We start from the raw sequence: 24,159 nt of genomic DNA on the forward strand, positions 1-24,159 counted from the left end.
GCGATGTGAATTATCATCTTGGGATCATACTGGCAATCTCTGACTCTATTGGCGCTTATATCGGCGCCCGGGTCTGTTCAAATTACTTCCAAGGCTCATCCAGTAAGCCATTGTGGAGATAACCCTGAGTATGTCAGCTTGGTTATCGAAGTTTGTTGCGATTTAAGAGCCTTGGTTAGAAGAGAGCGGCCAGCAAACGGGCTGTGCTGGCCGATATTATTATGCGGGCTGTGGGTAGTAGTTGCGCTCTGTGGGGTTATCACTGAAGTACTGCACAAACTCGACCTCATTGCCATCGGGGTCCATGAAGTAATAGCTCTTACGAAACGGCTCATCGCCACTTTGGCTGTGATAGTCAAATCCTGCCTGTTGCAAGCGGGTAACCATGGCATCGAGATCCTGGGTAATGATCCCAAAATGGGCCAGGCCAACCTGGTGACCACTCAGGTCGCGATTTTGTCCCTCGCCGTTGTCATTGAGAGTCAGGTATTGGTAATCATCCCCGAAGTGCAGCCAGGTTCTTGGTTTTCCATACCACTCTCCGGTGCCTTGTCCGCGGATTGTCCAGTGAGGGAAAGCAACCTGGTAGAAGTTCAGGGCACGTTGGATATCTTTTACAACCAGGTTCAGGTGCTCGAGTTGGATCATCATTTTTCTCCTTGTTAGTGATTTTTATGGCTTGTTTTAGCTCAGAATTAGCGGGGCTAACTCCGGGCTTTAGCCAGTCATAATCCCTGATCTGTTTTATCCTTGGGTATCGATCAGTCCTTCGGGTCTTCTCATGATTTACATGCCAAAGCAGTACTCCTGTTGGTTGGGGTAGCTCGAGTGCTGACGGCGCACCTCGGTGAGGGCCTGTGCATACAGGTAGAGCATATGCAGGCTGTAATCGATTCTTTCGCGTAGTTGCTGCTCCAGAGGGGTTAGTTCTATATCTGGATTGAGGATGTTGGTTGCATCGCGCAAGATCAGGTGATCCGGGATGGCGACCAGCTTGATGTTTTTTAGAGCGTTCATCCTGAGTTCCGCAATGGGATAAGCACCGCTGATACCACTGACCACAGAGGCCAGCAACACAGGTTTATGAGCCGTATCCTGCAGGTTACACATCAGCAAAAAGTTTTTGAGTAACGGAGTCGCCATCCCATGCCACTCGGGGGTGATTAGGGCAAGAGCATCGGCCTGACGGATCTTTAGCTCCAGCTCATGCCAATCAGAATCCTCTGCGTACTTAGAGTCTTGCTCCCCACTCCAGAAAGGAAGACGGTAACGGATGAGTTCCAGATGTTCGACCTGCTCAAAATCTTGTGATCTGGTCTTGATAAATTCAGCGACCTTGGCGCTCTGGGAGTGGGATCTTTGGCTGCCACTAATGATGAGAAGCTTCATTTAGTAAACTTTTTTGTTTATTAATTGTTATGTAAAGTAGAACCTTCACTAAATAAAGTAAAGAAAAAAGTTTACAAAATAGCTGTCTGGGGAATAATGGCTCCAGGAGGTGCTATGAAAACCAGTGATAAAATCATTCAGCTAATCAAGCGAGAGGGGGCTCTGACGGCTAAGACCCTGGCCAGTGAGCTTGGGATCACCAGCATGGGAGCGCGCCAGCACCTGCAACAGCTGGAAGATGAGGGGATCCTCAGCTTTGAAGATAAAAAGGCTGCGCGTGGGCGACCGACCCGCTACTGGTCATTAACTGAAAAGAGCCGCTCTTTTTTTCCGGACCGGCACTCGGAGCTGACTCTGCAGATGATAGGCTCGATCAAGGAGATCTTTGGCCCCGAGGGGCTGGAACAGCTGATTATACACAGAGAGAAAGCCTCTTTTGAAAGCTACCAGCAGGCATTAGCCGGCAAGTTCGGATTGGCCGATAAGCTCCGGGTGTTGGTTGAGCTCCGCAGCCAGGAGGGTTATATGGCGAGCCTGGAGCAGCGCGATGGAGTGTTCTGGTTGTTAGAGAATCATTGCCCTATCTGTGCTGCTGCCAGTCAGTGTCTTAGTTTTTGCCGCTCTGAGCTGCAACTCTTTGAGCAACTACTCAGTGAGCAGGCCACAGTTACTCGTGAAGAGCATATTCTTGAGGGAGCCAGGCGCTGTGCTTACCGAATTACACCTGTCAGGGGTTCAGTGGATGAGGAGCTGCCATGACACCCGCGGTTAAGCTTGCGATAAAGCGTAAGATCTCCCATCAGCTCCATGAATACAGACACGATCCAGCAAGCGAGTCTTATGGTACAGAGGCGGCGGATAAACTTGGAATCGAGGCGGCTCGGGTATTTAAAACCCTGGTTGTCTCCCTTGATAGCAGGGAGCTGGTGGTTGGGATTGTGCCGGTCTGCTCCATGCTGAGCCTCAAGCAGATAGCTAAGGTTGCCGGGGCCAAGAGGGCGACGATGGCCGATCCTCTAGTGGTGCAGCGGGCGACCGGCTATGTGCTGGGAGGTGTCAGCCCGTTAGGCCAGAAGAAGCGGCTTAAAACAGTTCTGGATGCCTCTGCACTTGAGTACGACTCTATCTTTGTCAGTGCCGGGCGTCGAGGGCTTGAGATAGAGCTTGCTCCCGGGGCGCTACTGGAGTTGACCTCAGGGCGAACCGCCAAGATAGCCCAGCCTGAAAAAAGTTAAATTAGTAGCTATTCAATCCGATAGACTCCGGGTAGCTGAGGTTCTGGTTTCGGTACTTATGCCAGATTCGCATGAGGTAGGCGCTGGCAGTTATCAGAACTACGCCGCTCAGCCACAACGATGGCAGCGTAAGGCCGGTTTGGGCCAGCAAAGGAGAGCCGATGGCATAGGTGATGCCAGCCAGGGAGCCTATGGTCAGGGAGGCGGAGCCGATCACCCAAGATGGGTGTCTGAGCAACAGGATACGGGTGAGAGCGTTGTCGACTAGCAGCCAGGTGATGGCCCCCTGCAGCAGCAGAGTGATGAGAAAACTCAGGGGAGTGAGCTCGGGAGTTACTATGTTCAGCGCCAGAATGAAGATCACACCCGGAAGCTGGACCCAGGCCTCTTCCAGGTAACCCAGCATCCAGATACAGCCAAGGGAGAGGGCGGTTATCAGGATGTCTTCGATCACATCTCCCGAGAGTTGCTGATGGATGATACAGGTGGTGATGACCCCAAGCACAGACACTATAGCCAGGGTATGGATATAGGCGCTGTCCCTAAGGTAGGCCAGGGTCAGGGCACAGAGCGCACTGAGCAGCAGGGCCGATAAGCTGATATGAAGCTCAAACAGATTGAGGCTTGCACCAGAGAATACCAGCGCAAAGATGGCGAGGATATTGACGATACACAGGCAGCCACTTTTCCAGGCGAATTCACGGTATTTTGGGCTAACCGCAAGTGTTTTGACTGAAAGCAGGATGGCGTATGAGATAGGAATATAGGCGATAGACAGGCCAAAGCCCCATAGGAAGTAGAGCATGGCATTGTTATAAATTTCGTCAAATGGTGCCGTTGAATTTACAACGACATAGAAGTACAGTCCAGCGATGATAGCCGCACAAAACTGTGAGGTTAATGATGAAAGAGTAGCTCTAAACCAGAAACCATAATTCCTAAAAGACTTATAGATATGAGAGAAAACGATTATATCAACGACTGATGCTATCAGTGCATCAATTGCACTATATGCAATATCAAAGGGGAGATACGCCATTTTATTTAAATCGAGACTATGAGCATATTCGGGTGAGTTTGATGATATAAGAAAGAAGAGCTTGAGTAGTGCTGATGAGATTAATAGAATTATGCATGATTTGAATATTATCCTAAGGCTCCTGTTTCTCCCATAAAGTTCTGTTAGGCAATCCTCAAATACAAACGTCAAAGGGAAGACAAGCCATGACAGAGGTGTTGGAAAGCCAAACCCATCAAAGGTGCTTGCATCAGCAAAGCAAGCGGTCAAAATAGCTAATGTATAAGCAACAAATAGTATTGGAATAAAGATGGTTCTGGAGTAACTATAAACCGCCACACTGCCTTTATTATTGGCGACGACGATGGAGTCGTCGATTTGGGCGGCGCTGTAGCCTATCTGGATTCGGTCTTGATCACTGAATTGCTCGGTGAGGCCCTGGTTGACCAGCTCAAGGGCAGAGGTGCGCAGCTGCTTCCCGCTATTGCGGTCGCGGTATAGCAACTTCTCTCCCTGCTGGCCGCTAAGCTGGTAGCGGGGCTGTCGTTTAAGTCTGAGCATTGGTATTAAGGTCTCGTTCCCTGAGGCCGCTATCTTAGCGTTTTTGCCTGATATGTAACAGTCTCGTTTGGCTTTGATTCAGGTATTTAAGGGCTTTTCCGGGATGGCTCTCCATCCCGGATAACTTGGCTAGAGTTATCCATGCACTCATGTTAGAGGGCTGAACGAGATAGGTTTGCTTTGGTCAGCAGGAGCAGCGGTGCTTTAAGCTTAAAGTTGCCTGAGATGATAGGCCACGTCGTGGGTATCAGAGTAAGGGAAGTAGAGCTTTCGGTATTTCTGCCAGGTTCTCATAAGGTAGATGCTTGCGATGAACAATACGGTGGCTGTTATCCAGAGGGCTGGCAGGGGAAGCTGGGTCTTGGCCAGCAAAGGAGAGCCGATGGCATAGGTGATGCCAGCCAGGGAGCCTATGGTCAGGGAGGCGGAGGCGAGAAGAAAAGATGGGTGTCTTACTAACAGGATGCGAGTGAGGGCGTTGTCGACTAGAAGCCAGGCGATGGCCCCCTGCAGCAGCAGAGTGATGAGAAAACTCAGGGGAGTGAGCTCGGGAGTTACTATGTTCAGCGCCAGAATGAAGATCACACCCGGAAGCTGGACCCAGGCCTCTTCCAGGTAACCCAGCATCCAGATACAGCCAAGGGAGAGGGCGGTTATCAGGATGTCTTCGATCACATCTCCCGAGAGTTGCTGATGGATGATACAGGTGGTGATGACCCCAAGCACAGACACTATAGCCAGGGTATGGATATAGGCGCTGTCCCTAAGGTAGGCCAGGGTCAGGGCACAAACACCGCTTAGCAGCAGTGCCGAAACGCTGATATGGAGATCAAAGATATTGAGACTTGCCCCCGAGAATACCAGCGCAAAGATGGCGAGGATATTGACGCTGCTCAGGCAGCCACTCTTCCAAACGAACTCACGATATTTGGAGTTAACAGTAAGCCGTTTAACTGAACTTATAATTAAATATGCCAAAGGTAAGTATAGGACAGCAAGGACCATGTTATAAACCCAGAATAGGAACATATTCCCATAAACTGAATCAAGAGGCATAGAAGGCAAGGTATATATAATTATAAATCCACCAACAATTGAGCAGACCAGTTGAGATATAAAAGAGGAAGCTAGTGATCTGAACCAAAACCCGTAATCCCTTATTTTCTTAAACAGTATTGAGAATCCAAGTAGATCTATAAAGGAAGATAACGCAGCGTTTGCTGAGCTGAATGCAAGGTCGTTAGGAAGAAAGCTAAATGTAGTTGAAAGGTAATTTGCCTTCTCAATCGGAGATTGCCTAGCTAAAATCAATATCACTTTAAATGAGATAGCACAAACTATGAGAATTGATAATGACTTCACTATCATCATCAAACCTTTTTGAAATCCATAAAGCTCTGTTACACAGTCCTCTATCACAAAAACAAAAGGGATCAATAAAAAAGTAACTGGCGTGTTGATGTCTAGTATATTTATCGTTACAGGATCAAATACACATGCTAGCAAGATAAATAAAATATAAGAGGATAAAAGTATTGGATAAAATAAGGTTCTGGAGTAACTATAAATCGCCACGCTGCCTTTATTATTGGCGACGACGATGGAGTCATCGGTTTGGGCTGCGTTATAGCCTATCTGAATTCGGTCCTGATCACTGAACTGCTCAGTGAGCCCCTGGTTGACCAGCTCAAGGGCAGAGGTGCGCAGCTGCTTACCGCTATTGCGGTCGCGGTATAACAGTTTCTCTCCCTGCTGGCCAATCAGCTGGTAGCGGGGCTGTCGTTTAAGTCTGAGCATTGGTAATAAGGTCTCGTTCCCTGAGGCCGCTATCTTAGCGTTTTTACCTGATATGTAACAGTCTCGTTTGGCTTTGGTTCAGGTATTCATGGGGTTTGCCGGGATGGCGCTCCGTCCCGGCTTAGTTGACTAGTCAAGAGCCGAATTTAGGTTAAAGGGAGCGCCCTCGATTCCCACTAACTGTAGCTGTTCCCAATGAGCCTGGCTTTTGATGTGCTGGGCCAATAGTTGGGTCGATGTACCCTGCAGCATCAGGCGAATGCTCTCCAATGCCTTGAGCTGACGGCTTTCTCCCTCAATGTTGATCAGCATGTGCTGATCGAGTTTGAGATAGTCGACGCTTAGTTCACTGAGGTATTGCATTCCCTCAACCTGGCGCCCGGCCCGGTTGATGCAGAGCTTACACCCCAGGGCATGAAGGGCGAAACAGCCGAGTTTGATCTTATCAAGCAGTCTGGTTACTTCTGATTCTCTTATCTCAAAAATAAGACGTTGGCGAATGTTGGTTGGGTATTGATAGAGAGTAATCAGCAATTGGTTGAGCTTGAATGGGCTAGCTATGACCTTGGCGTGGGTGGTAATGCTCAAAGAGCCTTCAATGGTGTGGAGCAGATTATGGGCCGCGCTGAGCTTGAGCCTGAGAAAGGGGAGTTCGAGGCTACTTTTTTCTGCCAGCAGGCAAAGCTGCTCATCACCCAGGGTGTTACCACAGATCCCGTCGGTGAAGGCGCAGAGATTATTAAAAATCAGCTGTCGTTTCACGCCATAGAAGGGGGTTAGCTCAAACTCGATTTGCTGCTCCCTGATGCAGAGAGCCAGGTGCTTGCTCCAGTTATGCCAGCCGTGAGACTCGGGATAGTGAAGGCCCTTTTCAAGGATGAACCAGCAGCGCTGGTGGATGTGTCGCGCCTGGTGTAGGGCTTCTTCGGCCTGTGAGAGGATCTCAGAGACGGTCTCCATATAGGTAAAACAGACGATTCCGATATTAAAGGCGGTATCATCCGGGCTTTGAGTAAAGTAGTTATGGAGGGTCGCGCAGATTCTGGGGGCGAGCCCGCTAGCCAGCTGCTCGGTGTGGTTTGGCAACAAGATGGCGATGCTGGTGTGAGAGAAGCGGGCGACCAGGTGATTGGGGTATTCACGTAGCAGATGGTGGATGCTCAGGCTCAGGAGCTTGAGGGTGTCTTCATCTTTCAGGTGATTAAATTCGATTAAAAAGACTGAGCCGGTCGGGGCCTGCGTATTATCGCGATGGCGATCACCGAATAATATGATGTCGATCACCTCAACATCCCGTCTCACAGACTGGGTTATTTTTTACCCTGAGTGATCGGCATCCGTCAACTCTGCGGTGATTTTTCTCATCGATTCTCCGCATAATTCTACACGGATCGCTCCATGAACCAGACGATCCAGGATCGCATCCGCATGGGTTGATTCACCGATCATTGTGTGCCAGTGCTCCAGCGGAAGCTGGCTGCCGATCAGTGTGGCTCCGTGACCATGGCGAGCATCGATTAACTCCAGTAGATCGCTACGCTGAAGCGCATTCAGCGACTCCAGTCCCCAGTCATCGAGGATCAGAAGCGGCGTGTTTCTCAACTGAACCATCAGCTTTCGATAGCTGCCATCAGCCTGAGCCAGCTGCAGTTGCTCCAGCAGCTCTTTAAACCGGAAGTAGCGAACCCCGAGTCCCTGCAGACAGAAGTGATGGCCCAGGGCGCAGGCCAGATAGGTTTTCCCGCACCCGGTCGCCCCGGTCAGGATCAGAGTCTGCCCCAGGCTAAGCCAGTATCCCTCTGCCAGTGAGCGGATCTGGGCTCTATGCAAGCCGCGATCACTTCGATAATCCAGTTGCTCCAGATTTGCCTGCAGCCGGAATCGGGCCTGCTTGATAAGGCGCTCGATCCGCCGCTGAGACCGATCCGTCAGCTCCTGCTCCAGCAGCAGGCTGAGTCGCTCTTCGAACCCGAGTTCCTGGTAGTGCCCGGGTTGCTGATGTTGCCTTTCCAGGGCATCCCGGATACCACTTAGTTTCAGCTCCCGAAGTTGCTGTTTGAGTTGTTCTGTCATCTTTGATCCTTAGTGATAGTAGCCTGAGCCACGGATATTGAGGTGAGTGAGCTCCGCCAGACGATCCGGCTGAGTTTCGGGCAGTGGCTGGCCATCCAGCCCCTTTTCCAGGATGGAGCGGATCCCTTTCTGATAGTAAACGCCCGTTCGGTCTGCTCGCTGGCAGGCCGCTTCTAAGCGGGGGCGTCCATATCGCTTTTCCAGGTTGAGGATCCCAAGGCTGGCCCGATATCCAAGCTCCGGGTGGGACTTTCGGTAGAGCAGCTGTTTGATCACCGCAAGCGTGGAGGGGCCTATCTCCTGAGCCCAGTTCAGAAAGCGTCCCGGGGTCCATTGCATCTGCTTTTGGTGTGCGACCGGCATATGATCGGGGTGGGTGGTTTGCCCTCCCTGCTGATAGCTGCGTGGATGTGTCGCGACACAGCGACCACCATGATAGATCCGTACCAGGTTGTCGCAGATATGCGCTTCAAGCTTGCGTTTGAGCAGGGTATAGGGAACCGAGTAGTAGTGCTTGTCGAGCTCGATGTGATAGTCGATATGAACCCGAACCGCCTTCACCCGGGTGAACTGATAGGGGTTTTGAGGCAGCGATTTGAGCACCGGTTTGTCTAGCAATTCAAACTGTGATTTACGGCTTCCCGGCAGCTTCTTGAACGGGCGATTGTTCAACTCGGTGAGCAGAGCCCCGATCCGCTGGTTTAGCTGAGCCAGACTGAAGAAGGTCTCATGGCGCAGTTTTGCCAGGATCCAGCGCTCAACGATCTGCACGCCCACCTCAGCCTTGGCTTTATCTTTGGGCTTGTAAGGACGGGCAGGAAGCACTGCAACACCATAGTGTGCAGCCAGCTGCTGATAGGTAGGATTGAGATCTGGCTCGTAGCGACACGCTCTACTGACTCCGCTTTTGAGATTATCCGGAACGATCATCTCTGGTACTCCCCCCAGAAATTCGAAGGCCCGTTTATGGCTCATCACCCAGTCTTCCAGCCCCTGACTCAAGGTTGCATCGGCGTAGGTGTAGCTGGATGCACCCATCACAGCGACAAAGATCTGAGCCCGACGCTCCTCCCCAGTCCTCGGATCCACGATGGGCACGGTTGGACCGCAGTAATCAACAAACAGTTTTTCACCGGCTTTATGGCTCTGACGCATTGAGGGAGACTGGCATTTACGCCACTCACGATAACGCATGCAGTAATGGTTATAGCTGTAGTGGTTCTTGGGATGTCGCTCAGCATACTCCTCCCACAGGAGTTGTAGCGTCATCCCTTTGCGTCTGAGCTCCTGATGGGCCACGGCCCAATCCGGCAGAGGAGGTGTCTGACGAACCGTGATCCGGGTCTCAAGGAACTCACGGCGCAGCCGCTCTTCATCCCACTCAGCAGGCAGAGGCCATTGGCATAGCCCCATCTGTTGGGCCCTTTTGCAGTAATTGGACACAGTCGACGGAGACACAGACAGGCTGCTTGCGATCTGGCGGTGACTCAGGCCGCCTTGGTACTTGAGTCTGAGGATCTCTTTGAGTTTTCGCATGGTGATATGCACCGTTGGCATGGCTGGCTCTCCGCTCGAGGTCAAACAGAGAGCATAGCCGGTTAAAAAAACACCTGCGAAACGGGAGTTGAAATGAATAACATTTCGGTCGGGACTGCATAATATTCATGCCGATCACCCAATAATATAAAACTCAAAAGTGATCGCCATCGATATTATTGAGCGATCGCGATCGATATTATTCAGTGATCGCTATCGATCTTATTGGGTGATCGCGATGGACCAAAAAACGCAGGGCCTCGGGATTGGAGAGTTCGGCGTGAAGGGTGTGATCAAAGCGCTCGCGATTGGCTATTTTCATTTCGGGGTAGCGAAACAGGTTGTTGCGGTAGTTTGCATCCATCTGTAGGCGGCGGTTTTGTTTCTCCTGCTGCAGCTGGATCTTCTCATCGAGTTCACAGCGCTTGCTCTGGGGCCATTCATCGTCGGGATTATGGCTTAGACGGTAGAGCTGGTGGTTTTCAGCAAGCTTGCGACGATGCTCAAGGAGGGCTGCTCCGGAAACGGCTTGCTGTTGGCACTGGTAGCGGCGCCACAGGTAGAAGGCTGCCAGCAGCAGGGCAGCCATAGCGACTGAGCTACCGACATAGGCTGGTATTAATCCCTGAAAGACTCCAAGAGAGAGCTCGGTTTCATAGGTAATGCCCAGCAGAACCAAGGCGGTAATGCTACCAAAGGGGAGCAGGAGACGGCTTGGCTCGCGGGTTACACGCTTTAGAATCGCCAGGTCCAGGGCAAGGTAGATGATACCTGCCTGCAGGGCCAGGGTCACCGGGATACTCAAGGCGTCGAGTTCCATTTGAAGTGAGATAATGAGGATCAGGGTGGCGGCTCCCGCCAGCTGAAGCGGGGTGTTTCTGAGATAAGCCAGTACCCAGATACAGCAGAGGACGATGACATTAATCCATAGACTATCAGTATTTAGCTCGGGGATAGAATTACGTAGAAGAAGAGTTACCAAACAAGCAATTAGAGAAACAGCAATAAGAGTCCAAAGGTAGGCGCTGTCACGCAGGTAAGTAAAGCTCAGGGTGGCCAGCAGGGTCAGTAGCAGGATAGCAATGCTAACTTCGGCGCCAGCGAACTCCAGCGTCATCCCTGACATCAGGAGTGCCATGATGGCGAGAATCGAGACTGTGCTCAGGCAGGGAATATTCCAACGAAAATTGCGGTATTTAGGATCTACCTGCCGTTTTTTTTTACATACCAGAGAATTGCATAGGAGAGTGGCAGATACACTATGGACAAACCAAATCCCCACAGGAAATAAAGCATTGCACTGTTATATGTCTCGCTAAAGGGGGCAGTGCTTATAGTTGTAATATAATAGAAAATCCCGACTAGGAATGAGCAAACAAGTTGTGCAGTTAGTGAAGATACAGTAGCGCGAAACCAGAATCCATAGTTTCGGAATTTCTTATATATAAAAGAGAATACAATAATATCAACGGCGGATGATACAAAGGAGTTAAATCCTCCATATGCAATATTAAAAGGAAGAAAACCCATTGTTTCTAAAAAACGATTGTTCACATCTCCACCTGCATATGCGGATAGGGCAAAGATCCCTTTAACAATGACAGATGTGATTATTAAAAGAATAAAAGCCTGAAAAATGACTTGTAGACCTTTTTTTCTTCCATACAGTTCTGTAACACAATCCTCAAAAACAAAGGTTAATGGGTAGGTGATGAAGGATAGAGGCGTAGCTATACCAAATCCATTGAAAGTTCCAGCATCAGCAAGGCACGTGATCAATAAGACTGTAATATAAGCTGCAAATAGAATAGGAATAAAAAAAGTTCTGGAGTAGTTATAAACCGCCACACTACCCTTGTTGTTGGCTATAACAATTGAGTCATCCTTACGGGCGGCAGCGTGGCCTATGGTGGCGCGGTCTTCATCGCTAAAGAGTTCGGTGAGTCCCTGATTGACTATCTCCAGCGGATTCATGGAGAGGCGTTTATTAGTTTTGATATCTTCGAACTCAATTGTGTCCCCTTGTTCCACAATCAGCTCGTAGCGGGCTTTTCTGCGCAGCATTATGATCCAAATCCCTTGGGCAGTTATTCAAAAAGCTGGCATTTTATACGTAAGGGTTATGGGTGAATAGCAACAAAAGGATACAAATAGCCAAAATCTATAGCTTTACCCATTTTTGAAAGTCTTTGTGTGATGACGGGGTGGCTATTGGTTGTTTTTAGAGCACTAGTAAATTGAGATTGCCTTTGTCTTTTCGGTGACAGCTCGACACTTGGGAGCTTGAATAGAGGAAAGTGATTGCGTTCGAATTTGTTCTGGCTTATCGGTATTTCCCCTTTGATTCACGCTGAAAAATCGTAAAGCGATTGAAGTCGAATGGCAGGACGCCATGAGTGCGTAGCCACGCCAGGGGTGGAGTCTCTCCCAGAGAGACGGAACGAGAGATAGGGATATCGAACTGGGGAGGCATATCATGGATGGTATGCGGCGTGTCTATGCTGAGCTTCAAGGAGCAAGTGATTTTGAGGAGGTAGTGAATCGAGGGGCACCCTCGGGGTTGTTAGGGGAACTGGGAGAGCAGTTCCCCTGACCCGCCGCCGCTCGGCAGCGGCAATATGCCACAGGCACAAACAGCCGACCACAGGTCAACAGAGTCTAGTCTGTGAGTTTCGCCAGCTGTTGGCGGGCCGCGCTGATGGTCTGGTTGAGGATATCTTCAAGCTCCAACAGCTCAGGCTCAAGCTCATTGAGGAGTTCGCCCTGTTTGAGGGCGGACTCCAGGGTGTAGAGCAGCCGTTGCAGGCGCGGCACCCCCGAGTAGGCGCATCCCCCATGGAGTTTATGGACCAAAGCCTGAAAATCCTTGGCTTCGGAGGGGCGCTCCATTGCATCCTGCAACTCGGGGATAAACTGCTGCATCTGCTCGTAGAGCATCTCCAGCATCTCTTTAGCGAGATCAGGCTTGCCGGCGGCACGCTCAAGGGCCAGGGCCCAGCTCAGGGTGCTGTGCTCTCCCTGAGGCTCACTGGCGCTGCGAAGCTGTGGTTCCGGCTCCGGTGCTTCCACCTGCTTGGGGGCCTGGATCCGGGTCGCCGGGCCGCAGAAGCGCTCAATCACTTTTTGCAGGGCCCGCTCATCGATGGGTTTGGCCAGGTAGTCATCCATTCCCTCACGCAGCAGCAGCGCCTTTTCTTCGGAGAAGGTGTGGGCGGTGACGGCGATCACCGGGGTTTCCTTGTTGCGGTCGTGTTCGCGGATCTGCAGGGTGGCATTGAGGCCGTCGATCTCCGGCATCTGGATATCCATGAAGATAAGATCGAACTTGCTGTGGGTTGCCTTGTCGATGGCGTCACGGGCCGAGGAGCAGCTGACAACCTCCCGGACATGATCTTCTAAAATTGCCGAGATAAGCTTGAGGTTGGCCAGGTTATCATCCACCGCCAGCACCCGCAGATCCCAGTAGGGGGTTGTAGTGGTTGGCTGGGGCTGCTCGCTTACCGGGCGCTGGGGTTGGACCTCACCCGGAAGATCAGGGTGTCCCTGCATCAGTTGCGCCAGTTTGCGGTGGTTGAAGGGCTTGGTCAGGCAGCCAGTGGCTCCCATGGCCAGGGCTTTCTCACTGAGGTTGGGATCGCCGCTATTAAGGAGCAGCAGTACCTTGGTGCAGCTCGAGGTCGCTTGCTCCAGCTGCTCGAAGGTGTATTGCAGATCGTCAGACTGACTCTGGCCGATGATGATGGTGGAGTAGGCGAGCTTGAGACTGTCTTGCCAGTCGGCCGGTTGATTGCAGGGAGCGACTCGTCCTCCCCAGCTTTGGAGTTGCTCGGTCATGGCGCGCTGGGTATAGGGATCGCGCTCGAACAATAAAATGGACTGACCGGCCAGGGCTCCCTCAGAGAGCTGGGTCCTGGATGGCAGCGCATTGAGTGACATCTCGAGAGTAAAGGTGAAGGTAGAGCCTTTACCCTGAGAGGAGTTGATGCTGATCTCTCCGCCCATCAGTTGGATCAGGTGTTGGGTGATCGCAAGACCTAAGCCTGTGCCCCCATGGCGGCGGGTAATGCTGCTGTCGGCCTGATTGAAGGGGCGGAACAGCAGGCTTTGCTGCTCGGGTGAGATACCGATTCCGGTATCCATCACCTGGAAGGAGAGGCGCGCCTTGCGCTCACTGACCATTTTGAGCTGTTGGATGGTCAGCACTATGTTGCCGCGCTCGGTAAACTTGATGGCGTTACTGATGAGGTTGGTGATGATCTGCTGATAACGCAGGGGATCACCGGTGACGGCATCACACACTTGTGGGTCTATCTGTACCGTGAGTTCCAGACCCTTCTCCTGGGCGCCCGGAGCCAGCAGCGACATCACCTCATCGGTGGTTTCACGCAGGCTGAAGGGGATGAGCTCCAGGGTGAGCTTGTGGGCCTCGAGCTTGGAGAGATCCAGGATGTCGTTGATGATATTTAGCAGGTTGCGCGCCGAACGCTCGATGATCTGCAGGTAATCTTTCTGCCCCGCACCCAGCGGGGTCTTGAGGAGTTGGCGAGTAAAGCCCATCACCCCGTTGAGTGGGGTGCGCAGCTCGTGAGAGATGTTCGCCAGAAACTCGGATTTAACCCGGGCCGCCTCCTGGGCCTTTTTCTTGGCCAGCGCCAGCTCGACGTTCTGGATCTCCATCTGCTCCAGGGTTTCGCGAAGATCTGAGGTCGCCTGGTCGATGCTGAGCTGCATCTCCTCGTGATATTCGGAAATTGATTTTGCCATGGCGTTGATGCCGTTTTTAAGGGTATCGAGCTCGCCGGAGAATTCACCTCGGATCCGGGTTTCTAGTTTACCTTTACGGATCTGATAGACGGCATTGACCATGTTGCTGATCGGCTGGATGATGCCGCGGAACAGCTTGAGGCTGGAAAAGGCACTGAGCAGTAGCCCCAGCAGGACGATCAGCACGGAGACGATGGCATCACGATACTGGAGCAGTAGTACCTTGTCGGTATTTATCTCGATCGAGATATAGCCCAGGATGGGAGCCTTAGCCCGGGACAGGTTGGCCACTCCATTGTTTGCCGCCGCATCCTCAAGGATTGGGGTGCGCAGGATCAGGGTCTCGCCTAAGCGTTGTACCGTGGTGAAATGCTCCAGGGCCTTGCCTTTGGGCTGGCGCATCTTGATATAGTCACGGTGATAGTTGGAGGTGATGAAGAGCTTGTTGTCTTTGGTAAAGATGGCGATGGCATCGATCAGCGGAGAGTTTTGGCGGTGAGCCAGGTTGATCAGGCGCTTGAGATGCTCCGGGGCCCGCTGCTCCATCCCATATTCACTGGCGATGGCCAGGGGTTCGATGACATTGATCCCCTGCTGAATAATGTTGTGTTCCAGCTGCTGATAGCGATGGAATGTGAAGTAGCCCGCCATCAGAATGCCTATTACCAGGGTTGGGAGGATGGTCAGCGTTACAACTCTTGCTCTGAGGCCATATTTGGTCATGGTTTAAATCTTATGGGAGAATGGCTACCTCGAATCTGAACTGTTTATGATGACATAGACTAACTTGCGTACCAAGCACCATGGCCCAGATATTTAAAGCAAAACCCAATAAACTCGACCGCAAACACTTTGAGCTGAAGATTGAACGTCTCGATCACCAGGGATTGGGGGTCGGCAGGCATCACAACCGGGTAATCTTTGTCACCGGCGCCCTGCCGGGTGAGAAGGTAGTGGTGCAGCTGATTGAGCAGAAGAAAAATTATGCCAAGGCACGATTGATTAAGGTGCTGGAGGCCTCCCCATTGCGGACCCAGCCACCCTGTCCCCACTTTGAGTCTTGTGGTGGCTGCTCCTTGCAATATATGTCAGCCGAGCAGCAGCGAGAGTACAAGGAACAGGCGTTCGGTGGCCTGATGAGCAAGTTTATCAAGAGCGAGTCACTTCCCCTGTCCGAGACCCTGGCCTCGGATCCCTGGAACTACCGACGGGTTTGCCGGCTGGCGGTGAAATATGATCCTAGGAATAAAACCCTGGCGATGGGATTTCGCCAGCGCAATGGTTCCGGAATCGAGATGATCCAGGGCTGCCAGGTGCTGGAGCCGGATCTGGAAGTGTTGCTGGCTCCGTTACAGCGATGTCTCGAAGGGTTGTCATTGCGCAAACAGATAGGGCATGTGGAGCTTTACCGCACCGACACAGGTGTGAGTCTGCTGCTGCGGCACTTAGCTGAGCTACAGCCAAGGGACCGACAGGCACTTGAGACCTTTGCCAAAGAGCAGGGGTGTGGGATCTGGCTCGATGGCCCCGAGCGGGAGGTTGAGTCGCTGACCAGGGAAGCTACCCTGCCTGGCTATCGGCTGGCAAACTATGCGCTTGAGTTTAACTTTGTGCCAGGGGACTTTATTCAGGTCAATGAAGCGGTTAATCTCAAGATGGTTGAGCAGGCGCTGGATTGGCTGGAGGCTAGCGCCGAGGATCGGGTGCTGGATCTGTTTTGCGGGGTCGGTAACTTCTCTTTGCCACTGGCTAAACAGTGCCGGGAGGTGGTCGGGGTTGAAGTTGTTGAGCGGGTTGTGGAACTTGCGCGGCGCAATGCGGGTCATAACCAGCTTGAAAATGTAAAATTTCATCGGGCGGATCTGGCCAGTGACTTTTCCGGGCAGAGCTGGGCTCGTCAAAGCTTTAGTCATGTACTGCTTGATCCGGGGCGTGCCGGTGCGGCGGGGACCATTCCCTGGCTGATTAAACTCGCCCCACAGCGCATTCTTTATGTCTCCTGTCACCCGGTTACTCTGGCGCGAGACAGTGAGCAGTTGCTAAAGTCCGGTTACCGGCTGGAGAAAGTTGGCTTGCTGGATATGTTTCCTCATACGGGGCACGTGGAGTCGATGGCCCTGTTTGTTTACCAAGGATAAGGACGGATAAGGAAAAATTATGGTTGCGGTTCGAGATACACATATGTTGTCGGTTTTTAACTTAGAGCAGTGGCTGGAGTCCCTCGCTCTGGATGTATCTGAACGTGAGCAACTCAAACGAATTTACTCGGATTGCCTTGAGCTGGGCTCAGAGGAGGAGCAGGAGAAGCTGATTGGCCGGGCGGTCGAGATGGTGGAGATCCTGATGACCCTGAGCATGGATCTGGATACTTTGCGGGCGGCGACCCTCTACCCCTTCTTTAGCAAGGGGCTGATCGATGGGGTGCAGCTTACCGAGCGCTACGGCGAGGATATCTGCAGGTTGGTGTGCGGGGTCTCAGAGATGAAGGCGATCAGCTCTCTGGAGCTGATTCACGAGGAGGATGTGAATCCGGCCCAGGTGGATAACATCCGCCGAATGCTGCTGGCGATGGTTGAGGATGTGCGGGCGGTAGTGATCAAGCTTTCGGAGCGGATCACCCGATTGCGCGAGGTGAAGGATGCCGATGAGGAGGAGCGGGTACTGGTGGCCAAGGGGATCGCCAATATTTACGCGCCGCTGGCCAATCGCCTGGGGATCGGTCAGCTCAAGTGGGAGCTTGAAGATCTGTCGTTTCGCTACCTGCATCCGGAGACCTATAAGCGGATTGCCAAACTACTGGATGAGAGGCGCATCGACCGTGAGCGTTATATCGATGCCTTTGTCTCCTATCTGCAGGGCAAGATCGAAGAGGCGGGGATCAACGCCGAGGTGTATGGTCGCCCCAAGCATATCTACAGCATCTGGCGCAAGATGCAGAAGAAGAGTCTGGACTTCACCGAATTGTTTGATGTGCGGGCGGTACGGATCATCGCCGACCGGTTGCAGGACTGCTACGCGGCGCTGGGGGTGGTGCATACCCAGTGGCGCCACATTCCCCGGGAGTTTGACGATTATGTGGCCAATCCCAAGCCCAATGGCTACCAGTCGATTCATACCGTGGTGCTGGGGCCAGAGGGCAAGACGGTCGAGATCCAGATCCGTACCGAGCAGATGCACCAAAATGCCGAGCTTGGGGTGGCGGCCCACTGGAAGTACAAAGAGGGGCCACAGACTGGCAAGCGAACCGGCTATGAAGAGAAGATCGCCTGGCTGCGCAAGCTTCTGGCCTGGCAGGAGGATATGGCCGAGAGTGGCTCGCTGGTGGATGAGCTGCGCTCCCAGGTGTTTGATGACAGGGTGTATGTATTTACCCCGCGTGGGGATGTAGTGGATCTCGCCTCGGGCGCGACCCCCCTTGATTTTGCCTATCATGTGCACAGCATGGTGGGACATCGCTGTATCGGTGCCAAGGTGGATGGGCGGATCGTACCCTTTACCTATAAGCTGCAGACCGGCGATCAGGTGGAGGTGATCACCCAGAAGGAGCCCAGCCCCAGCCGCGACTGGCTCAATCCCAATCTTGGATTCATCTGTACCAGCCGCGCCCGGGCCAAGGTGGTGAACTGGTTTAAGAAGCAGGATAGAGATAAGAATATCATTGCCGGCAAGGAGCTTCTGGAGAGTGAATTGTCACGCAATGGCCTGAACATGGGGCAGGTGGATGATGCGGTGCTCAAGCGCTTTAACATCAATGCCATGGATGAGTTGTGGGCGGGGATCGGCAGTGGCGATCTCAGGATCAATCAGTTACTCAACTTCCTGCAGAATCGCCATAATCAGCCGACGGTTGAGGAGGTTGAGCAGCAGCTCCTGGATAAGCTGCAGCAGAAAAATGTCCCTCAGGAGAAGAAACCCCGCGATCACATAGTGGTGGATGGGGTGGGTAACCTGATGACCCACCTGGCACGCTGCTGTCAACCGATTCCCGGGGATATCATCAATGGCTATATCACCCAGGGTCGGGGGATCTCGATTCACCGGGCCGACTGTGAGCAGTTCAAGCAGCTTATGCAAAAGCATCCGGAGCGCACCATCAATGCGGTGTGGAACGAGAGCTACTCCAGCGGTTATGCGCTGAAAATTTTGGTGACAGCCCATGATCGCACCGGCCTGCTCAAGGATATTTCCGCCATTTTGGCCAATGACAAGATCAATGTGCTGGGAATGCAGACCCGCTCCGATACCAAGCGCCAGCGGGCGGACATTGAGCTTGAGGTGGAGCTGTACAACATAGATGCGTTAGGAAGGGTGCTAACCCGAATTAACCAGCTGCAGGATGTGATCGAGGCAAAACGCCTGTGATGTTGATTGCTTTACGGGGCTGTTCAGCCCCTTTCATGCGGCTGCGGCGCATTTATTGAGCTTTGTGTTTGTCACTCTTTCTGGAAAGAGTAACCAGAAAGTCGCTCCGCGCTGCGAGTCCCTCCGCAGAGCTTCGCAGCTCGCCATCCCTGGCTTGTAAAAACATCCGGGCTAGATATTCGCTGGTAATTATGTAATCGAAGAGAGGATTTTTTATTCCCCGTGAGTGAGCGCTGAGGTGAGCTGTAGGAAATTGAGGCTGAGCGATATGGACATCGCGAGAGCTTAGCCATCACATGGACGTGATGTCTAAGCGATGCCCTAATTTTCAGGTGAACCGAGGGTTAAGCGAGGTCCGGGGCGCGCGGGGATTCATAAGGGGGAGAGCGGCTCCCCCTTATGGCTCTGCCGGGAGCTCTTGGCATAACTGCAGCAAAGCTGCAAATAAGCTATCCGAAGGATGACTTAGAACAGCCTTCGCCCCATGCCTGATATCAGGCAGAGCAGATGAAACCAAAATTTAAGAGAAACTGATGACCGAAAAAACCTACACCCTCAATGATCTCCTCGATGTGATGAGTACCCTGCGTGATCCCGATAAGGGATGCGCCTGGGATCGCAAGCAAACCTTCGCCACTATCGTTCCCCATACCCTGGAGGAGGCTTATGAGGTTGCCGAAACCATAGAGCAGCAGGATTTTGCGGCGCTGCCCGGTGAGCTCGGGGATCTGTTGTTCCAGGTGGTGTTCTACAGCCAGTTAGCCAAAGAGCAGCAACTGTTTGAGTTTGAAGATGTGGTCAACCAGGTGACACAAAAGCTCATTCGCCGTCACCCCCATGTGTTTGCCGGGGTCAGTTTTGCCGATGAACAGGCGATGAAACGCAACTGGGAGCAGGAGAAAGCCAAAGAGCGCGCTAGTAAGAGTGGCGAAGCGGGTAGCGTGCTGGATGATATTCCGACGGCTATGCCTGCCCTGACCCGGGCCAACAAGATTCAGAAGCGTTGTGCCGGGGTTGGGTTTGACTGGAATGAATTGGCTCCGGTGGTGGCTAAGCTGCATGAGGAGATCGATGAGGTGATGGCCGAAGTGAATGCCCCCGAGCCCGATCAACAAAAAGTTACAGAAGAAGTCGGGGATTTGCTGTTTGCCTGTGTTAACCTTGTCCGGCATTTAAAGCAGGATCCCGAACAGGCGTTGCGCCAGGCCAATGATAAATTTTGCCGCCGCTTTCGCGAGGTGGAACAGAGAGTTCACCGTCAGGGACAGCAGCTGACCGATTGCTCGCTGGAGCAGTTGGATCAGATCTGGGATCAGGTGAAACGCGCAGAATCATAAGGTGACAGGTGAAAATGGCTTGCCGGAGCGGCTTGCTTGGATTAAACTGTCGCCCCGTCTCGTATTTCTGCGTTTAACGCACAACTTCCTTGCATTTCAGGTTCCGAATGACGACTAAATTTATTTTTGTGACGGGTGGTGTTGTTTCTTCCTTGGGTAAAGGCATAGCAGCCGCATCTCTGGCCGCTATTCTTGAAGCTCGGGGACTGGATGTCACCATTATGAAGCTGGATCCCTATATCAACGTCGATCCAGGCACAATGAGCCCAACTCAGCACGGTGAGGTTTTTGTCACCGAAGACGGCGCTGAGACCGATCTCGACCTTGGCCATTATGAGCGTTTCATCCGTAACAAGATGACCCGCCGGAATAACTTCACTACCGGCCGGGTGTACGCGGATGTACTGCGTAAAGAGCGTCGCGGCGACTATTTGGGTGCGACCATTCAGGTCATTCCACACATCACCAATGCCATCAAGGAACGAGTACTGGCGGGTGCCGAGGGGCACCAGGTTGCGATTGTTGAGATCGGCGGAACCGTCGGAGATATCGAGTCTCTGCCGTTTCTGGAGGCTCTTCGTCAGCTGGCAACCGAGCTGGGACGTGAAAATGCGATGTTTATGCACCTGACGCTGGTTCCATACCTGTCGGCGGCGGGTGAAGTGAAGACCAAGCCTACCCAGCACTCGGTAAAAGAGATGCTGTCTATCGGGATCCAGCCGGATGTGCTGATCTGCCGTAGCGATCGGGTGGTTCCTGCCAATGAGCGGGCCAAGATCGCCCTGTTCTGTAATGTACCTGAGCGTGCGGTTATCTCTCTGAAGGATGTGGATAGCATCTATAAGATCCCGGCACTTCTGAAGTCTCAGGGGCTGGATCAGCTGTTTGTTGACCGTTTTGGCCTGGAGTGTCCCGAAGCGGATCTCGGCGAATGGGAGCAGGTGATCTATGAAGAAGCCAACCCTGTGGGTGAAGTCACCATCGGCATGGTGGGTAAGTATATTGAGCTGCCTGATGCCTATAAGTCGGTGAACGAGGCGCTTAAACATGGTGGACTGAAGAACCGTCTGACTGTGAAGATCAAATATATCGATTCTCAGGATCTTGAGAGTCGTGGTACCGAGCTACTGGAAGGGCTGGATGCGATTCTGGTCCCAGGTGGTTTCGGTGAGCGGGGTGTTGAGGGCAAGATCCTTGCTGCGCAACATGCTCGCGAGAATAACATCCCTTATCTTGGGATCTGTCTGGGAATGCAGGTGGCGTTGATCGAGTATGCTCGCAATGTTGCCGGGCTCGAAGGGGCCCACTCCAGTGAGTTTGATAAAGAGAGCAAGCACCCGGTTGTCGCGCTGGTGACCGAGTGGATTGATGGCGAGGGGAATGTTGAGATGCGTAGCGAGAGCTCGGATCTTGGAGGAACCATGCGCCTTGGCTCTCAGCTGTGCCACCTTGAGAAGGGGTCTAAAGTGCATGAGCTGTATGGCAGCAGTGAGATCCACGAGCGCCATCGCCATCGCTATGAGGTGAATAACCATTTCCTGCCTAAGATTGAGGAGGCAGGCCTCAAGATCAGCGGTCGCTCAGCTGATCACAAGCTGGTTGAGATTATTGAAAATCCACAACATCCCTGGTTTGTCGCGTGTCAGTTCCATCCGGAGTTTACATCGACACCAAGAGATGGACATCCGTTGTTTGGTGGATTTGTAAAAGCTGCTGGTGAATTTCAGAAAAGAAATCTAAACTAGCTTGCGTGATTCGCGGTTGTGGCCTGGTGTCGCAGCCGCTTTTTCGTTTTAGGTCATACATTTTTTACTTCAAAGAGGGAAACCTTATGTCCAAAATCGTAAAAATCATCGGTCGTGAAATCATTGACTCACGTGGAAATCCAACTGTAGAAGCAGAAGTTCACCTGGAAGGTGGCTTTGTTGGTATGGCGGCTGCGCCATCTGGTGCTTCTACCGGTTCTCGTGAAGCTCTGGAACTGCGTGACGGTGACAAGAGTCGTTTTCTGGGTAAGGGTGTTTTAAAAGCAGTTGCTGCGGTTAACGGTCCAATCGCACAAGCTCTGCTGGGTAAAGATGCCAAAGAGCAGGCTGCAATCGACCAGATCATGATCGATCTGGACGGAACTGAAAACAAGTCTCAGTTCGGTGCAAATGCGATCCTGGCTGTGTCTCTGGCGAACGCTAAGGCGGCTGCGGCAGCTAAAGGTATGCCTCTTTATGAGCATATCGCTGAGCTGAATGGGACTGCAGGTCAGTTCTCTATGCCTCTGCCGATGATGAACATCATCAACGGTGGTGAGCACGCGGATAACAACGTTGATATCCAGGAGTTCATGATCCAGCCTGTTGGCGCTAAGACTCTGAAAGAAGCGGTTCGCATCGGTTCTGAAGTGTTCCACAACCTGGCTAAGGTTCTTAAGGGCAAGGGTCTGAGCACTGCTGTTGGTGATGAGGGTGGTTTCGCTCCTAACCTGGAGTCTAACGCTATGGCTCTGGCGACCATCAAGGAAGCTGTTGAGCAAGCGGGCTATGTTCTGGGTAAAGACGTGACTCTGGCTCTGGACTGTGCTGCTTCTGAGTTCTATGACAAGGACGCAGGCATCTACAACATGAAGGGCGAAGGCAAGACCTTCACTTCTGAAGAGTTCAACCATTACCTGAAGGGTCTGGCTGAGACTTACCCAATCGTTTCTATCGAAGACGGCCTGGACGAGTCTGACTGGACTGGCTTCAAGCACCAGACCGAGCTGCTGGGCGACAAGCTGCAACTGGTAGGTGATGACCTGTTCGTAACCAACACCAAGATCCTTAAAGAAGGTATCGACAAGGGTGTTGCTAACTCTATCCTGATCAAGTTCAACCAGATCGGTTCTCTGACCGAGACTCTGGCGGCGATCAAGATGGCTAAAGACGCGGGCTACACTGCAGTTATCTCTCACCGCTCTGGTGAAACCGAAGATGCAACTATCGCTGATCTGGCGGTAGGTACTGCTGCAGGCCAGATCAAGACCGGTTCTATGAGCCGCTCTGACCGCGTTGCTAAGTACAACCAGCTGATCCGTATCGAAGAAGCTCTGGGTTCCAAGGCTCCTTTCAACGGTCTGAAAGAGGTTAAAGGTCAGGCGTAATCCCGCCTCACTTTTCTTCTGAGAAAGCCCTCCGCATAGCGGGGGGCTTTTTTATGGGGCCTTCAACAAAGAGATCGGCTTATTGCTGTCAAAGATCTGCTGCAGGGCGCCATTTTCCTTGAGCTGTTGCAGGCCATGGTTGAAGTCTTCAATGATTTTGCGGGCATCTTGCGCTTTTTTCGAGATCACTAGGTGTTGGGGAGAGACACTCACCGCAGGTGTCATAGATTCAAATAGTTCGGCTTGCAGAGGATGCTGGGTTTTTAACAGGTACTCACCCTGAAGTTTATCGATGAGTGCCAGCTGAATCTTTCCGGCGACCAGCGCATCGATGAGCTCAGGATCACTATGAAAAACCTGCTTGTCGATGTTGGCTTCTTTGAACTCCCAGGGGTAGCTGTATCCCAGGACCGAGCCGATTGAGTAGGGCTTTAGATCTTTGAAGCTACTGAACTTCACCTTTAGTCCTCTCATCTTGAAAAAAACCAGAATATTTGATGGAGGAAGTGGATCCGAGTAATAGAACCATTTTTTCCGCTCTTCGGTTTCCCACAGGGTAAACATCCCATCGGCCATGCCATTTTGCGCGACTCTGAAGGCGCGCCTCCAGGGATAAAGCTCCAGGCGTACCTGATATCCCATGACCTTAAATGCTGCCTTCACCTGCTGGGTGATGAAGCCCTGCTGCGGCAGCTTCTTGCTGAAATAAGGCGGGTAATCGGCTGAGGTCAGATAGATCTCCCGGGCAAGGCTGACACCGGGCAGGGCGATCAGCAGGGAGCACAGAAGCAGAATAAGCTGTTTTAGTCGCATATCCATTGAGTGATCAGTCTCCGATTGAGCTTGTTGTGAGTATAGACCCGTGGATCGTGATGGATGTTATTTCAGCTGACAGAGCCCGGCGGACTCTAATCTGCTTTTTTTCTGAGATGGCTTTGGGCAAGATAGAGAAAA

Annotated in this window: 20 protein-coding genes and 1 pseudogene; 9 read left to right on the top strand and 12 right to left on the bottom strand. The window is 52.2% G+C overall.

Annotated features, from left to right (window positions below):
• Positions 1–219: 219 nt before the first annotated feature.
• Together DB847_RS03215 and DB847_RS03220 are read right to left on the bottom strand one after the other, a co-directional pair.
• Positions 220–651 (bottom strand): VOC family protein, encoded by a 432-nt coding sequence (locus tag DB847_RS03215; RefSeq protein ID WP_234418500.1) that lies wholly within the window; start codon positions 649–651, stop codon positions 220–222.
• Between the two features lie 135 nt (positions 652–786).
• Positions 787–1,389, bottom strand: coding sequence for an NADPH-dependent FMN reductase (locus DB847_RS03220; RefSeq protein ID WP_108649418.1), 603 nt, complete (start codon positions 1,387–1,389; stop codon positions 787–789).
• A gap of 114 nt (positions 1,390–1,503) precedes the next feature.
• Between DB847_RS03220 and DB847_RS03225 the strand changes: the two genes are divergently transcribed.
• Entirely contained in the window at positions 1,504–2,148 is a 645-nt protein-coding gene (locus tag DB847_RS03225; RefSeq protein WP_108649419.1) for a helix-turn-helix transcriptional regulator, read from the top strand.
• Positions 2,145–2,624, top strand: coding sequence for a Cys-tRNA(Pro) deacylase (ybaK, locus tag DB847_RS03230; protein ID WP_108649420.1), 480 nt, complete (start codon positions 2,145–2,147; stop codon positions 2,622–2,624). Before DB847_RS03225 ends, ybaK begins: the two co-directional genes overlap by 4 nt.
• Position 2,625: 1 nt before the next feature.
• Here the strand turns inward: ybaK and DB847_RS03235 are convergent, their stop codons facing one another.
• Entirely contained in the window at positions 2,626–3,981 is a 1,356-nt protein-coding gene (locus DB847_RS03235; RefSeq protein WP_234418580.1) for a queuosine precursor transporter, read from the bottom strand.
• A gap of 39 nt (positions 3,982–4,020) precedes the next feature.
• Between DB847_RS03235 and DB847_RS25900 the strand changes: the two genes are divergently transcribed.
• Positions 4,021–4,143, top strand: a complete 123-nt coding sequence (locus DB847_RS25900) for a hypothetical protein (protein ID WP_267897777.1) — start codon at positions 4,021–4,023, stop codon at positions 4,141–4,143.
• Positions 4,144–4,413: 270 nt separating this feature from the next.
• Here DB847_RS25900 and DB847_RS25335 read toward each other — a convergent pair whose 3' ends face one another.
• Both DB847_RS25335 and DB847_RS26495 read right to left on the bottom strand, forming a co-directional pair.
• The gene (locus DB847_RS25335; RefSeq protein ID WP_234418501.1) at positions 4,414–5,181 is read right to left on the bottom strand and encodes a hypothetical protein; all 768 of its coding nucleotides are present in this window, start codon (positions 5,179–5,181) and stop codon (positions 4,414–4,416) included.
• Positions 5,182–5,226: 45 nt separating this feature from the next.
• A pseudogene (locus DB847_RS26495) lies at positions 5,227–5,778 on the bottom strand (VUT family protein); the annotation flags it as partial.
• Between the two features lie 39 nt (positions 5,779–5,817).
• Between DB847_RS26495 and DB847_RS25905 the strand changes: the two are divergent.
• Positions 5,818–5,940 carry a hypothetical protein gene (locus DB847_RS25905; RefSeq protein WP_267897737.1) on the top strand — a complete coding sequence of 41 codons (123 nt, stop codon included), beginning with the start codon at positions 5,818–5,820 and terminating at the stop codon, positions 5,938–5,940.
• A gap of 189 nt (positions 5,941–6,129) precedes the next feature.
• On the opposite strand, the gene DB847_RS03245 is transcribed toward DB847_RS25905, so the two are convergent.
• The 6 genes from DB847_RS03245 to barA form a co-directional block, all read right to left on the bottom strand.
• Positions 6,130–7,284, bottom strand: coding sequence for an EAL domain-containing protein (locus tag DB847_RS03245; RefSeq protein WP_159084360.1), 1,155 nt, complete (start codon positions 7,282–7,284; stop codon positions 6,130–6,132).
• 33 nt (positions 7,285–7,317) lie between these two features.
• Positions 7,318–8,073, bottom strand: coding sequence for an IS21-like element helper ATPase IstB (gene istB / locus DB847_RS03250; protein WP_108649424.1), 756 nt, complete (start codon positions 8,071–8,073; stop codon positions 7,318–7,320).
• Between the two features lie 9 nt (positions 8,074–8,082).
• On the bottom strand, positions 8,083–9,630 hold the full coding sequence (gene istA, locus DB847_RS03255) for an IS21 family transposase (RefSeq protein ID WP_108649425.1): 1,548 nt from the start codon (positions 9,628–9,630) through the stop codon (positions 8,083–8,085).
• A gap of 178 nt (positions 9,631–9,808) precedes the next feature.
• Positions 9,809–10,735, bottom strand: a complete 927-nt coding sequence (locus tag DB847_RS03260; protein ID WP_159084361.1) for a hypothetical protein — start codon at positions 10,733–10,735, stop codon at positions 9,809–9,811.
• Positions 10,736–10,812: 77 nt separating this feature from the next.
• Positions 10,813–11,673, bottom strand: coding sequence for a queuosine precursor transporter (locus DB847_RS03265; RefSeq protein ID WP_108649427.1), 861 nt, complete (start codon positions 11,671–11,673; stop codon positions 10,813–10,815).
• A 594-nt stretch (positions 11,674–12,267) separates the two neighbouring features.
• The gene (barA, locus tag DB847_RS03270) at positions 12,268–15,096 is read right to left on the bottom strand and encodes a two-component sensor histidine kinase BarA (protein ID WP_108649428.1); all 2,829 of its coding nucleotides are present in this window, start codon (positions 15,094–15,096) and stop codon (positions 12,268–12,270) included.
• 80 nt (positions 15,097–15,176) lie between these two features.
• Here barA and rlmD point away from each other — a divergent pair, with 80 nt between their 5' ends.
• The 5 genes from rlmD to eno all read left to right on the top strand — a co-directional run bounded on the left by rlmD (position 15,177) and on the right by eno (position 23,205).
• Positions 15,177–16,511, top strand: coding sequence for a 23S rRNA (uracil(1939)-C(5))-methyltransferase RlmD (rlmD, locus tag DB847_RS03275; RefSeq protein WP_108649429.1), 1,335 nt, complete (start codon positions 15,177–15,179; stop codon positions 16,509–16,511).
• Positions 16,512–16,530: 19 nt separating this feature from the next.
• The gene (relA, locus tag DB847_RS03280) at positions 16,531–18,735 is read left to right on the top strand and encodes a GTP diphosphokinase (RefSeq protein ID WP_108649430.1); all 2,205 of its coding nucleotides are present in this window, start codon (positions 16,531–16,533) and stop codon (positions 18,733–18,735) included.
• A 533-nt stretch (positions 18,736–19,268) separates the two neighbouring features.
• A complete protein-coding gene (mazG, locus tag DB847_RS03285) occupies positions 19,269–20,072 on the top strand; it encodes a nucleoside triphosphate pyrophosphohydrolase (RefSeq protein WP_108649431.1) in 804 nt (267 codons plus the stop codon).
• Between the two features lie 107 nt (positions 20,073–20,179).
• A complete protein-coding gene (locus tag DB847_RS03290) occupies positions 20,180–21,817 on the top strand; it encodes a CTP synthase (RefSeq protein ID WP_108649432.1) in 1,638 nt (545 codons plus the stop codon).
• Positions 21,818–21,903: 86 nt separating this feature from the next.
• The gene (gene eno, locus DB847_RS03295) at positions 21,904–23,205 is read left to right on the top strand and encodes a phosphopyruvate hydratase (RefSeq protein WP_108649433.1); all 1,302 of its coding nucleotides are present in this window, start codon (positions 21,904–21,906) and stop codon (positions 23,203–23,205) included.
• 51 nt (positions 23,206–23,256) lie between these two features.
• On the opposite strand, the gene DB847_RS03300 is transcribed toward eno, so the two are convergent.
• Complete coding sequence (locus DB847_RS03300) at positions 23,257–24,024, bottom strand: substrate-binding periplasmic protein (RefSeq protein ID WP_108649434.1); 768 nt, start codon at positions 24,022–24,024, stop codon at positions 23,257–23,259.
• Positions 24,025–24,159: the final 135 nt, after the last annotated feature.

The organism is Dongshaea marina (assembly GCF_003072645.1).
Lineage (GTDB): Bacteria > Pseudomonadota > Gammaproteobacteria > Enterobacterales > Aeromonadaceae > Dongshaea > Dongshaea marina.

Excerpts from the sequence above, each read along its gene's own strand:
- DB847_RS03215 (WP_234418500.1), bottom strand. The coding sequence starts at position 651 with ATGATGATCCAACTCGAGCACCTGAACCTGGTTGTAAAAGATATCCAA.
- DB847_RS03220 (WP_108649418.1), bottom strand. The coding sequence starts at position 1,389 with ATGAAGCTTCTCATCATTAGTGGCAGCCAAAGATCCCACTCCCAGAGC.
- DB847_RS03225 (WP_108649419.1), top strand. The coding sequence starts at position 1,504 with ATGAAAACCAGTGATAAAATCATTCAGCTAATCAAGCGAGAGGGGGCT.
- ybaK (WP_108649420.1), top strand. The coding sequence starts at position 2,145 with ATGACACCCGCGGTTAAGCTTGCGATAAAGCGTAAGATCTCCCATCAG.
- istB (WP_108649424.1), bottom strand. The coding sequence starts at position 8,073 with ATGACAGAACAACTCAAACAGCAACTTCGGGAGCTGAAACTAAGTGGT.
- istA (WP_108649425.1), bottom strand. The coding sequence starts at position 9,630 with ATGCCAACGGTGCATATCACCATGCGAAAACTCAAAGAGATCCTCAGA.
- DB847_RS03260 (WP_159084361.1), bottom strand. The coding sequence starts at position 10,735 with ATGTCAGGGATGACGCTGGAGTTCGCTGGCGCCGAAGTTAGCATTGCT.
- DB847_RS03265 (WP_108649427.1), bottom strand. The coding sequence starts at position 11,673 with ATGCTGCGCAGAAAAGCCCGCTACGAGCTGATTGTGGAACAAGGGGAC.
- barA (WP_108649428.1), bottom strand. The coding sequence starts at position 15,096 with ATGACCAAATATGGCCTCAGAGCAAGAGTTGTAACGCTGACCATCCTC.
- rlmD (WP_108649429.1), top strand. The coding sequence starts at position 15,177 with ATGGCCCAGATATTTAAAGCAAAACCCAATAAACTCGACCGCAAACAC.
- relA (WP_108649430.1), top strand. The coding sequence starts at position 16,531 with ATGGTTGCGGTTCGAGATACACATATGTTGTCGGTTTTTAACTTAGAG.
- mazG (WP_108649431.1), top strand. The coding sequence starts at position 19,269 with ATGACCGAAAAAACCTACACCCTCAATGATCTCCTCGATGTGATGAGT.
- DB847_RS03290 (WP_108649432.1), top strand. The coding sequence starts at position 20,180 with ATGACGACTAAATTTATTTTTGTGACGGGTGGTGTTGTTTCTTCCTTG.
- eno (WP_108649433.1), top strand. The coding sequence starts at position 21,904 with ATGTCCAAAATCGTAAAAATCATCGGTCGTGAAATCATTGACTCACGT.
- DB847_RS03300 (WP_108649434.1), bottom strand. The coding sequence starts at position 24,024 with ATGGATATGCGACTAAAACAGCTTATTCTGCTTCTGTGCTCCCTGCTG.